The sequence below is a fragment of the Loktanella sp. DJP18 genome, assembly GCF_049310965.1.
Lineage (GTDB): Bacteria > Pseudomonadota > Alphaproteobacteria > Rhodobacterales > Rhodobacteraceae > Loktanella.
In genome coordinates, this window is record NZ_JBMERN010000114.1 from 1 (window position 1) to 11,994 (window position 11,994).

The 11,994-nt window shown below is 64.7% G+C and carries 9 protein-coding genes and 2 pseudogenes; 3 read left to right on the forward strand and 8 right to left on the reverse strand.

The window, feature by feature from the left end:
* Positions 1-135, reverse strand: a pseudogene (locus tag ACOI1H_RS20305) (IS6 family transposase); the annotation flags it as partial.
* Positions 136-233: 98 nt separating this feature from the next.
* On the opposite strand from ACOI1H_RS20305, the gene ACOI1H_RS20310 reads away from it, so the two are divergent.
* Positions 234-1,160, forward strand: a complete 927-nt coding sequence (locus tag ACOI1H_RS20310) for a DUF6635 family protein (RefSeq protein WP_422439728.1) — start codon at positions 234-236, stop codon at positions 1,158-1,160.
* A gap of 73 nt (positions 1,161-1,233) precedes the next feature.
* Here the strand turns inward: ACOI1H_RS20310 and ACOI1H_RS20315 are convergent, their stop codons facing one another.
* From ACOI1H_RS20315 to ACOI1H_RS20340, 6 genes are read right to left on the reverse strand one after another with little or no spacing between them, the layout of a single operon-like run.
* A complete protein-coding gene (locus tag ACOI1H_RS20315) occupies positions 1,234-2,805 on the reverse strand; it encodes an FAD-dependent monooxygenase (RefSeq protein ID WP_422439730.1) in 1,572 nt (523 codons plus the stop codon).
* 3 nt (positions 2,806-2,808) lie between these two features.
* Positions 2,809-4,242 carry an aldehyde dehydrogenase family protein gene (locus ACOI1H_RS20320; protein WP_422439732.1) on the reverse strand — a complete coding sequence of 478 codons (1,434 nt, stop codon included), beginning with the start codon at positions 4,240-4,242 and terminating at the stop codon, positions 2,809-2,811.
* Positions 4,239-5,255, reverse strand: a complete 1,017-nt coding sequence (locus ACOI1H_RS20325) for an amidohydrolase family protein (protein WP_422439733.1) — start codon at positions 5,253-5,255, stop codon at positions 4,239-4,241. Before ACOI1H_RS20325 ends, ACOI1H_RS20320 begins: the two co-directional genes overlap by 4 nt.
* 28 nt (positions 5,256-5,283) lie before the next feature.
* Positions 5,284-6,069 (reverse strand): IclR family transcriptional regulator, encoded by a 786-nt coding sequence (locus ACOI1H_RS20330; RefSeq protein WP_422439735.1) that lies wholly within the window; start codon positions 6,067-6,069, stop codon positions 5,284-5,286.
* Positions 6,066-8,003 carry a TRAP transporter permease gene (locus ACOI1H_RS20335; protein WP_422439737.1) on the reverse strand — a complete coding sequence of 646 codons (1,938 nt, stop codon included), beginning with the start codon at positions 8,001-8,003 and terminating at the stop codon, positions 6,066-6,068. The genes ACOI1H_RS20330 and ACOI1H_RS20335 overlap by 4 nt, the downstream gene beginning before the upstream one ends.
* Positions 8,004-8,014: 11 nt before the next feature.
* Positions 8,015-8,962 carry a TAXI family TRAP transporter solute-binding subunit gene (locus ACOI1H_RS20340; protein ID WP_422439739.1) on the reverse strand — a complete coding sequence of 316 codons (948 nt, stop codon included), beginning with the start codon at positions 8,960-8,962 and terminating at the stop codon, positions 8,015-8,017.
* A 146-nt stretch (positions 8,963-9,108) separates the two neighbouring features.
* Here ACOI1H_RS20340 and ACOI1H_RS20345 point away from each other — a divergent pair, with 146 nt between their 5' ends.
* Complete coding sequence (locus ACOI1H_RS20345; protein WP_422439740.1) at positions 9,109-10,815, forward strand: thiamine pyrophosphate-requiring protein; 1,707 nt, start codon at positions 9,109-9,111, stop codon at positions 10,813-10,815.
* Positions 10,816-11,559 (forward strand): TSUP family transporter, encoded by a 744-nt coding sequence (locus tag ACOI1H_RS20350; protein WP_422439741.1) that lies wholly within the window; start codon positions 10,816-10,818, stop codon positions 11,557-11,559.
* Positions 11,560-11,675: 116 nt separating this feature from the next.
* Here ACOI1H_RS20350 and ACOI1H_RS20355 read toward each other — a convergent pair.
* Positions 11,676-11,786: pseudogene (locus tag ACOI1H_RS20355) on the reverse strand (helix-turn-helix domain-containing protein); the annotation flags it as partial.
* Between the last annotated feature and the right edge of the window lie 208 nt (positions 11,787-11,994).

Here is an 11,994-nt window from a genome sequence, read left to right on the forward strand (position 1 = left end):
GCGTCCCATGATCAACATCAACGCCACGCTCCTCCATGATCTCCTCGAGATCGCGGTAGGAACCAGGGTAGCGCAGATAGAAGAACACGGCATATAAGATCGCTTTGGGAAATGTACGCCCTTGAAGTCAACCATCGCTCCGCCCCTCTCGTCCGCCATCTCTGCCGCAAAATTACTGCCGCATCACCTAACCTAGCGAAAGTCAAAAAAGTTTGCGACAGAACCGTGCAGAAGTGGGCCGACCAAAGGTGCATGACTTCGATGCCCACCGCGCTGCGATTGACGGGTTCGTGGATCGCCACTTCACGTGGCCCGGCACATGGCGGCTGCATGGCGCAGCCCTCGGTCTTGATATCCTGCGCGCACCGGTCAATGTCGTGCTCTCGCCGGTCCTGCTGCTGACGCGGATCGTTGCGGCACTGTTTCAAGGGATCGGCTGGCAACGCGCCGCTGATGGATTGCGGCGGCGACGAATTCTGTTGCGCACCGCCGTCGCCGCCCGCGTCGAGACGCTGATCGTGACCGATCTGCTGAACCTGCCCATGCCCGCCGGGACGTCAGACCGCGATCCCACTGACCTGCACCGTGCCATCCTGGCCGCGCCGCAGTTCCGCGAGGCGATCCGCAAAAGCGACAGTGTGCCAAACGCCAACGCCCTAGCCGCACGACTGACCGCCGCGCTGTCGGACTATTCCGGCACCCGGTCCGCCGTGGCCGAGATCACGACCTCTGTGCTGGTGCTTGTCGTCGGGGGCCTGCTGTTTCAGGCGATCACGCCGGGGATGGTGTCAATGGCACCGGGCATCGCGGACGCGGTCGCGCGGCATCAGGCGATTTCAGACTTTGCATTGGGCACGACGCTGGGCGGGGTCTGGTACAGTGCCTTCCCGGTCGGCGTTCCCGGCTGGATGGTCGGCGGCATCATCGCGGCGCTTGTCATGTGCGGGTCCGTCATCGCGGCCTTTGCCGGTGTCCTTGCCGATCCGGTGCAGGCGCGACTGGGGATTCACCGCCGCCGCCTGCGCCGTCTGGTCGCGACGCTGGAATCGGAACTGCGGGGCCCCGGCGGGACGCCCTTTGTGGCAAAAGAGCATCTTTATGCCCGGCTGATGGACCTTGGCGACGTGGCCGCCAGTATCCTGCGGTTCATCCGCGGCTGACACGCGCGACGCTTTTTGACAGCGGGGCAGGGGGCTTTGCCCCGACCAGCCGGCGCCCGCCGCAGCCTGATCGTCAGGCCGGGTGTCCAGCGCAGCGCGCCGGCAACGCTGCGTTTGACGGCCAGTCATCCCCCGCCCATGCGACGAAGTGGTCCGGGCGGACCAGGACCAGCCGTGCGCCGTAGCGGGTGACACTGTCGTCCGTCACGATTGTCAGCGGCACATTTGCGGCAGCGGCAGCCTGCGTCGCCCGGTGCAGAGCGTCGGGACTGGCCCCAAAGGCCAGAAGTGTGAATTCCGGGCCGAGCCTGTCAAAAACCGGCGTGCCGTCCGACAGGACTGCCGGTGCCAGATGATGTCCCGCCCTTGCAAGAAAAGTGTGATTTCCCAATGCACTGGGCTGCCCCGTCGTGCCGGGGATGATGGGTGATCCTGTGTAATTTGGTGCAAAGCGCGCAACCTCTGCCGCATCGGCGTTGCGCGCAGACCATGCCGCCTCGAAGGCCGCAAGGTCTTTTTCGGGGTCGTAGGTCTGGAGAAATTCATTGTCATCGTCGATGAATTTCTCGATGAAATCCCTCGCCGTCGATTCGAAGACCGGGCGTCGTTCGGCATCATAGCTGTCCAGCAGGTCCGGCCCGCCCCAGCCCTGCAGGACGGCGGCCAGCTTCCACCCCAGATTGCGCGCATCCTCAAACCCGGTGTTGATTCCGTAGCCGCCATAAGGCGGGTGGCTGTGCGCGGCGTCGCCCGCGACAAAGACGCGGCCGGCGCGGTAGCGTTCGGCGATGGACACACGCAAGTCCCAGAACCCGACATAGTCTATGTCCAGATCGAAGTGCTGGCCCACGACCTCGTGGAGCATCGTGATAAAGTCGCTATCCTCCGTCGTGCCTGCCGGCACCGGCGCGTGAAAGAACCAGCTGCCCACGTCGACGCGGCCAAAGAAGCGCCAGTAGCCCTTCAGCTCCGGGTGCAACACGTTGTAGAACGCCTTGCCCGGATAGCGTTTCAGCAGCTCGTGCAGTTCCATCGACCGGAACACCAGCAGGACCATCATCTGGTCGTGGTCGGACCGTTTCTGCGGGATGTCGCCGGTTTCGCGGACGGCGGATTTCGCGCCGTCGCAGCCGACGACGTAGCGCGCGGTCAGCACATCGCGCCCATCGCCCTTGTGTTCGGCCGCGTGGACGGTGACGTGATCGCCGTTGTCCGTGACGGATGTAACGGACCAGCCATAGCGGATGTCTATGCTTGCCACCTTGGCCGCACGGGCGCGCAGGACGCCTTCGGTTTCATACTGCGGCAGGCGTTCGTTCGTCGTGTGGTAGTATTCGTTCACGCTGGCGCGGTTCAGCCAGTCGTAGGAATAGTCCGACAGCAAGGTGCGATAAAGCGTCAGGCCGCCGATCCCCATGTCGGAGGGAATCGTGCGGGCGGCGCGCAGGGCGGGTTCGCAGCCCCAGGCATGGAAATGCTCCGTCGTGCGCTGGGTCAGGTTCTGACCCTTCGGCACCGGCTGCGGCTGCGCGTAGCGCTCGATGACCAGCACCCGCACGCCTCGCTGGCCAAGCTCGATCGCAAGCCCCATGCCGACAGGCCCGCCACCAGAGATGATGACGTCGTAGTCCCGTTGTTCCGTCATCGTTCAGATCAGTCCTTGTTCGGTGTAAATATGCTTGGTTTCCAGAAAGTCATACAGTCCCTCCGGCCCGTGCAATCGCCCCAGCCCGGATTGGCCAAAGCCGCCGGTTTCGGCTTCGGCCGACAGGCGCATGTGGCTGTTGATCCAGATTGTCCCGGCGCGGACCGCCCGGCTGACGCGCAGGGCGCGAGCGTGGTCGGTCGTGAACACGCTGGCAGCAAGGCCGTATGCCGTGGCATTCGCGCGCGTCACGGCCTCAGCTTCGTCAGAGAAGGTCTCGATCGAAACGATGGGGCCGAAAAGTTCGTCCTGTACCAGCGACGACGTAAGATCGTTGATGCGGAACAGCGTCGGGGTCAGGAACGCGCCCTTGCCGGTCGGCTGGCCTTTCAGCACGAGTTCGCCCTCATCACCCGCCCGTGCGATGATGTGTTCAAGCCGTATCAGGTTGTCGCGGTCGATCAGGCTGCCCATCTGACTGGCGGGATCGCGGCCCGGTCCGACGCGCACGGCAGCAAAGGCGGCCTTGATGCGGTCGGTGAAATCCTGCGCGATGCTGTCGTGGACGATGAACCGCGCGGCGGCGACGCAGATCTGCCCGGCCATCGTCAGCGCGCCATGGGTCAGTTCGCGCACGGCGGCGTCAAGGTCGGCATCGCTAAAGATGAGGGCAGGAGCCTTGCCGCCTAGTTCCAGCCCGACCCGCTTCAGCGTCGGCGCGGCTCCGGCCATCACGGCCTTGCCGGTGGCGGATGACCCGGTGAAGGAGATGACGTCGATCAACGGCGTGGCGACGATGGCCTGACCGACCGCGATATCGGCCTCGTTCACGGAATTGACGACCCCGGCAGGCAGAGACGGGCAGGCGGCAAGGCAGGCCATGATCCGCGCGTGAACCAGCGGCGTCTGCCGCGCGGGTTTCAGCACGCAGGTGCAACCAGCCGCAAGAGCCGGGGCGAGGGACCGCACGAGCAAAGTGACCGGTGCATTCCACGGCACGATGATGCCCGCGACGCCCGCCGCTTCGCGGTGGAACAGGGACATCTGACCTGGGGTAATTTCCTGCATCGTGCCGCGGATCGTGCGGGCAAGGCCGGCGTAATACCGCGCCTCGGAGATGGCCCCCATCGTCTCGCCGATCGCTTCTGATCGCAACTTGCCGTTCTCTGCCACGATCAGGTCGGCGATGTCGTCCCGCGCGGCAGCCATGGCGTCCGCAAATTCGAACAGTACCTGCGCCCGCACGCGCGGGGCATGCGCCCAGTCGGTTGCCGTGAACACGCGCCGCGCCTCGGTCGCGGCCTGATCCACCAGGGCGGCGGACCCGGCGTGGAACTGCCCCAGCACGGTGTCGTCCGCCGGGTTCACGCTGTCGGCCAGCGGGCCGTCAGTCACCCAGGCACCGCCGATGTAATGAGAGGCCGTGGGCAGGGTCACAGTTTCAGGCCCAGCAGTTTCAACGCATTGTCCTGATAGACCTTCTGCCGTGTCGCGTCCGAGATATCCATCCGGTCCAGAATCTCGATCGTGTCTCGGATATACATCGGTCCGCCTTCGGGATCGAAGGGCGCGTCAGAGGCGAACATCACCCGATCCTCGCCGAAGAAATCGATGGCATGGGCAATGGCCCGTTCCGACCCGAAGGAGGCCGTATCCGCATGGAACGCCTTGAAGTAGTCGAGGTGCGGTTTCTTCAGCGATTTGCGCACGGCAGCAAGGTCGCGGTCGGTGGTGCGGGCCCCCATCTGGTCCCAACCCGCGCCGACGCGGCCTTCGAAGAACGGGATCATGCCGCCGGCGTGGTGGGTGATGACCTGCAGGTCGGGGTGCCGGTCGAACAGGCCGGAAAAGACCATGCGCGCCATCGCGGCAGAGGTTTCGTAGGGCCAGCCAAAGGTCCACCAGATCTCGTATTCGGACTGGTCCTCTGTCAGGTAGTCGGGAAAGTTCGCGCCCCGCGCCGGGTGCATCCAGATCGCCTTGCCGGTGCTGGCCATGTAGTCGAAGAACGGCGCGAATTCCGGCAGGTCAAGCGGTTTGCCACTGACGTTGGTAAAGATCTGCATGCCGCAGGCACCCAGATCCTCGATGTTGCGACGGGCGTCTTCGACCATCGCGTCGGGGTTGTTCAGGACGGCGGTGCCGATGAAGCCGGGGAACCGGTCCGGGTATTTCTGGCACAGTTCGGCCATGCTGTCGGACCCGATGCTGGCCAGTTCAAGCGACGTCGCGGGGTCGGCGTATTTCTCGAACGGTGGCGAGGCGAGCGAGAGGATCTGGCAGTAGTCTTCACCGAACATGTCCATTACCTCGAACCGGCGGTCCAGGTTCGTCATCATCGGCACGGCTTCTGACCGACGGGTGATATCGGTGGTTTCGCCCACATGTGCGATCAGCGCGTCGTGAAAGGGCTTTGGCCAGATGTGATTGAAAATGTCGATCTTTTTCATGGGTTCGTTCCTTTTGGATATGTCGTGGTCACAGCGCGTCGAGCGCTATGCCGCTGCTGCGCATGGTGGTCAGCCGGTCGCTGAGCCTAAGGCTCGCGGCCCAGACCACATCGGACACGGTGGCAAGGGTCTCATCGTCCAGACTGTCACGGTCGATGGTCATGCAAAGCACGGCAATCGGGGCCTGGCTGTCGTCAAAGACCGGGGCCGCGACGCCGATGACACCTGACGTCACCTCGCCCCGCGCGATCAGGGCACCGTCCCGACGCATCCGGCGCAGGGCCTCTGCGATCTCTTCCACTGTGTCCCCAAGGCCGATGTCGCGCAGGGCGGGCAGGTTCTCGGCGATCTTCGCCAGCATCTGGCGACGCGGCAGGTGCGCCAGGATCGCGCGGGAAATGGCACCGCGCGCCAGCGGCATGGGGCGGCCGCGCGGGTAGCTGGACTTTGGATCGGGGGTCGAGACTTCAGAGGCCACGCAAAGCAGCTTGTTGCCATACCAGCGGACCAGCAGCGCCGTGCAGGGCACGATCTGCGCCAGATCGCGCAGGACCGTGGCACCTTCGCGCAGCAATCCGTCGGACTTGCGCATCAGAAAGTCCATTTCGACCACGCGCGGACCCAGTGTCAGTCCATGCGGACCGTTCTGCGACAAGAACCCCGAATCCTTCAACGCCTTGATATAGCGGTATAGAGTCGGACGGCTGTAGCCGAGGACGGCCATCATCTCGTCCGGTGTCCATTCCAGCTTTTCCTCGGAAAAGAGCTCCAAGATGCCAAGGATGCGGGCTGCGCTGCCGACGCCGGTATTCACGCGGGCACCTCTGTCCTGCGGGCCTTGCGGACTTCGAACGCCATGAGGGCAAGGCCGCCGAGGACGCCGACGAAGTCGGAATAAACCGCGCCGTCGAACATGCCCGCCGGGACCAGCGCCAGCAGGCCGAAGACCGCGAAGAGGACCCGCGACAGCGGTGAAAGGGCCTGGCTGAAGTAGCCGGCAATCGCCGCCGAGACCAGCCAGACGCCGATGACTGCCGTGATGATTGCGATGGCGATGTCCATCGGGGCGCCGATCATGATGAGGGTCGGTGAAAACACGAACAGCACCGGGATCACGTAGGCCGACCAGCCGAACCGCATTGCCGCCCAGCCGGTTGCCATGGGTGACGCCTTGGCAATCGCCGCTGCCGCAAAAGCGGCCAGTGCGATCGGCGGCGTGATCATCGACATCATGCCGAAGTAGAGGACGTAGAGGTGGGCGGCAATCGGCTCTATCCCGACGTCGATCAGCGCGGGTGCGACAAGGGCGGCAAGCAGCACGTAGACGCCCAGCGTCGGCAGTCCCATGCCGAGGATGATGCAGACGACGGCCGACAGCGCGAGCAAAAGCGGTGCGTTGCCGCCGCCAACCTGCACTAGCGCATAAGTCAGGTTGAACGACAGTCCGGTCACGTTCAGCACGGCGATGACGATGCCGGAGGCAGCCGAGATCAGCAGGATCTCGATCACGCCATAGCCGGTCTGCGCGAGGGCCGAGAAGATCACACGCCAGCCGGGCCGCACGCCGCGGTAGCCGATCAGCATGGCGGTCGCGATCAGCACGAGCGCCGCCCAGAGCGCGGCGCGTTCGGGCTGGTAGCCCTGCCAGAATAGCAGGTAGATCAGCACGGCAAAGGCGACGGCGAAATGGGTGCCACGGGCGACGATGCGGCCATCGGGGATGTCTTCTTTCGGGATCGCCTTGATGCCGAGCTTGGCTGCCTCGAGGTCGGCCTGAATGAACAGGGCGACGTAATAGAGCAGGGCGGGCACGAGGGCGGCCAGCACGATGGACCCGTAGGGTACGGCGAGGAATTCGGCCATCAGGAATGCCGAGGCCCCCATGACGGGCGGCATGAGCTGGCCACCTGTGGAGGCGACGGCCTCGATCGCGCCAGCCTTGTGGGCGGGGTAGCCGTCACGTTTGATCATCGGGATCGTCACGACCCCGGTGCCGACGACGTTGGCCACCGCGGACCCGCTGATCGACCCGAAGAGGCCGGAGGCCAGCACCGCGATTTTCATCGACCCGCCGCGAAAGCGGCCCATGCCGATCATTGCGGCATCGGTAAAGAAGTTCGACCCGCCAGTGATGTTCAATAGCACCCCGAACAGGATGAAGGCCACGACGACGGTGGAGGCGACGGCCATCGGCAGCCCAAGGATGCCGTTCGCATCGACCGCCATGTAGCCCGTCAGCATCTGCCAGTCCTGCGGGCGACCCTGCAGGCGGCCGGGCACGATGTCGCCGAACAGCGCATAAAGGATGAAGGCCGCGATGATGATGATCAGCGCCCAGCCGGTTGCGCGGCGCAGCGCTTCGAGCGTTGTCAGGATGATGACGAGCCCCGGCAGCCAGACCGTGACGGGCTGGGCAAAGATCGTCAGGACGAGCGCCGGATAATTCACGGCGACATAGGCGTAGGCGGCGAAAGCCGCCGCACCCAGCGCCACGTCAAAGTAAGGCACCCGCACCCGCTGCGCGCCCTTGGTGGCGGGCAGTGTCAGGTAGGCGACCGGCAAAACCAGCGCCAGCATCGCCGCAAAGTATTGTTCGGGATAGAGTCCCAACCCGAGATAACGATTGAACGAGAAGGCCCAGCCGACAGCGATCAGGGTCATCAGGATCGCCAGCGTGTCGGACAGTGGCCGCCAGATCCGGGGCGAGAGCCCGGGTCCGGTGTCTTCGGGTTGGGACGCAGGTGTCATGGTTCAGCGGTTCACTGCAGGCCGGCTTCGGCAAAAAACTTCAGTGCGCCGGGGTGGAATTCGGCGTTGCCAATGTCGCCCATCATGTCCTCGGGGTTGAATTCGGCCATCGGCGCGAAGGTTTCGGTCATCACCGCGGCCTGTTCGTAGATCGCCTTGGCCATTTGGTAGACGACCTCGTCCGGGACGTCGGCGTTGGTGAAGACGACTTGCGGAAACGCGATGTAGGTCGTGTCCTCGGTCACGCCAGGCGCGGACCCGGCAGTCATCGCCACGAACGACGCGGTGGGCCAGTGTTCGCGTGCGGCGGCCAGATTGGCGTCCGACGGATCGTCGATGCCAAGCGCGCGCAGTCCGCCAACAGAGGCGTCCGCCTCGCGCACCTTGCCTGCCCCCTGGGCAAAGATGAAGCCTGCCACGTCACCTGCCATGAAGGCATCCGCCCCCGCCACGACCGACGCGACCGAGACCTGTTCCACGTCGTTACGGGTCAGTCCTGCGGTGGCATAGATCGCGGAAAGCTGCGGCAGGATGGTGTTCTGCGCGGTATAGCCGTCGGTCATGCGCTGACCCTTCAGGTCGGCGACCGACATGATGTCGCTGTCGGCGCGCACGAAGATCGCCTCGATCAGCGGTTGCAGGTTGGCGACGATCCGCAGGTTCGGGTTGGTGACGCCGTTCCACCACTCCGCACCGCTGATCGCATAGTCGACCTCTTGCAGGTTGGACACGCCGAATTCGATCCCGCCCGAATTCACGAAGGGGATGTACTGGTTCGGGCTGGTGGCGGGCTGGATCGTAGTGTTCAGCCCGGCCTGGTTCGCCGCATTGGCAACCGCCGTGCCGATGTTGTGAAACAACGATCCGGGGTTGCTGGTAGCGATCCCGACGTTCTGGGCGCTGGCCGAAGTGGCGAGCACAGTAGCCGCGACGGCTGCGATGGCGATGGTATGGCGCATGGTTACTTCCTCCCTGAAGCCGTCACTCCCCTCCTCGAGAGTGACAATTATCTCATCAAATGAGATTCGGGATCAATTTGGACTTGATGACAGCGCATGACAAGCACAATCTGGCCGCACGCAGAGAGGTGCGGAGGAGGAACACCATGACATCATCGGCCAGCCCGGACCCCCGGACGGGCGCAGAGGCGCTTTTGATTGGACTGAAATCCAGCGGCGTGGACTACATGTTCGCTAACGCCGGTACGGACTTTCCCCCGGTGATCGAGGCGCTGGCGTCCCTGCCGTCCGCATCGGTGCCGGTACCGGTCACGGCCCCGCACGAAACTGCGGCGGTGGCGATGGCGCATGGCTTCTACCTTGTTACCGGACGGCCGCAGTCCGTCATGGTGCATGTGAACGTGGGCCTTGCGAACGCGGTGATGGGCGTGCTGAACGCCGCCTCCGACAACGTGCCGCTTGTGATGATGTCCGGGCGCACACCGCTGACAGAAATCGGGCGGGCCGGGGGACGGGTATCCCCGATCCAGTATGGACAAGAGATGTTCGACCAGACAGCCCTGGTGCGCGAGGCCGTCAAGTTCGACTACGAGCTCCGCTATCCCGAGCAGGGTGGCCCGCTGGCCGCACGTGCCGTGTCGATCGCGATGTCGGAACCGCGCGGCCCCGTCTACCTGAGCCTGCCGCGCGAACCGCTGACCGCGCAAATCGGCGAGCGCGTCAGCGATTCGTCGCCTCGCCCTTCCGCCATTGCCGCAGCCCCGGATGCCGGGGCAGTGGCAGAGGCCGCCCGCCTGCTGGACGCTGCTGAGCGGCCGCTGATCATCTGCCAGCGTGGCGATACGGAGGGCCGGCTTGCTGCGGCGTTGTCGGCTTTGGGTGCGCGGCACGGGATTGGTACGGTCGAGCCCTTCGTCGTGCGTAACCTGCTGGCATCCGACGACCTTGTGGCGCTGGGTTATGCGCCGGGGCTGTCGAAGAACGCGGATGTCATCGTCGTTGTTGATTCCGGTGTGCCCTGGATCGCGTCGCTGCATGCGCCCGGCTCTGACGCGAAGGTGATCCACATTGGGACGGACCCGCAGTTCACCCGGATGCCGATGCGCGGTTTTCCCGCGGCACTGTCGATCACCGGCGATCCTGCGGCGACCATCGCCGCGATCGACGCGGCCATGACCCCGGCAAAAGACACGCTGACCCGGCGGCTGACCGATCTGACGGATCGCGGCCAGTCACGCCGCGCGGCGATGGACCGCACGGTCGAAGCCGCCCGCGCCGCCGACCCGATGGGGGCAGAGTGGCTGAGCCGGTGCCTGTCGGACGTCATGGACGACGACGCCGTCATCTTCAGCGAACTGGGCCTCGTCCCCGGCGCGATGCGGATCAAGGGGCCGAACCGGCTGTTTTCCAACCCCCACTCCGGCGGGCTGGGCTGGGCATTCGGTGCGGCGCTCGGTGCGCAGCTTGCCCGGCCCGGCAAGCTGACGATCGCGGCGATGGGCGACGGATCCTACATCTTCGCCAACCCTGTGGCCTGCCACCAGATCGCCGAGGCGCTTGAGCTGCCGATCCTCGTCATCGTCAAGAACAACGGCATGTGGAACGCGGTGCGCCGTTCCGTCGTGGGCGGCTATCCGGACGGGGCAGCCGTCAAGGCCAACACCATGCCGCTGACGTCCCTATCGCCCGTCCCCGACTTCGTGCAGATCGCAGGTGCCAGCCGCGCCCATGCAGAGCGCGTGACCCGCGCGCAGGACCTGCCCGACGCCCTGGCACGCGCGTTGTCCGTGATCCGCGAGGACGGCCGCGCCGCCTTGCTGGACGTGCAGGTCGCCGTGTCGGATGCCCACTGAATGACGATGTCGCCCGAGTTCTGGCTACATCTGGCCCTTTGCATCGGCGCGCTGGTCATCGGTGGGGTGCTGAAGGGGGCGACCGGGGCAGGGGCCCCGATCGTGGCCGTGCCCGTCATCTCGCTGTTCTATGGTGTGCAGAGTGCCATCGTCGCGATGGTGGTGTCGAACCTGCTGTCCAACGTCCTGCAAGGATGGCGCTATCGCGCAGACCTGCCAAAGGGACCCTTTGTCTGGACCCTTGCCGGGGGCGGCCTCCTGGGGGCGGCGCTGGGAACGGTGATGCTGGCACATGTGGCACCGGACCTGCTGTTGCAGACGATGGCGGTCATCATCATGGCCTACATCGTGTTCCGCGTGTCGCGGCCCGATTGGGGCCTGTCGCAACAGGCAGCCGGGCGGCTTGCGTTGCCCGTCGGCGTGGCGGGTGGCTTGTTGCAGGGGGCGACCGGGATCAGCGCGCCTGTCTCGATCTCTTTCGTCAATGCGCTGCGGATGCCCCGGGCGCAGTTCGTCGCGACGGTCTCGCTGTTCTTCAGCGCCATGACGCTGGCGCAGATCCCGTTCCTTGTGGGCTACGGCATCCTGACTCTGCACGGGCTGGTCATCAGCACCGGCGCGTTCCTCGTCATCCTCGCCGCGATGCCGGCGGGCGAGGCTCTGGCACGGCGGCTGTCGGCGGCGGTGTTCGACCGGCTGATCCTTGCGTTGCTCGGCGTCATCGTGCTGAAGATCCTGATCTGACCTACGGCGGCGGGTCTGTGCCTGGACAGTAGCACGGCCCACGCCCATTGAAATACCTGTGCCCCATACCCAAAACGCGCTTCTTGTTGGGTTGAGGATAGCGGAATCTCAAGGGTCGTTGCGCGATGCCGACCGATCGCGGCCGCGGTCTTGTCGACCGCGAACTTCGCGTGCAACATATCCTCAATCGTGCGCCGTTCACGCAAACTCAGCTCTGTGTGGGCCATCTTCCGTTCTCCTTGCTTCTCAGCAAGATAGGGGATTTGTCGAAACCCAGATTAGAATGTGCCGCGCTTACACTGACATATCGCATAAGGATAATTATGTAATATATTTTTAGGTAACTCCCTTTAGTTTACACCGATCCAGTATCAAAAGTCCCGTCTCGTAGAGGTGCGGTGCATGCTGATCGTTGAAAAACCCGACGCCGAGGCG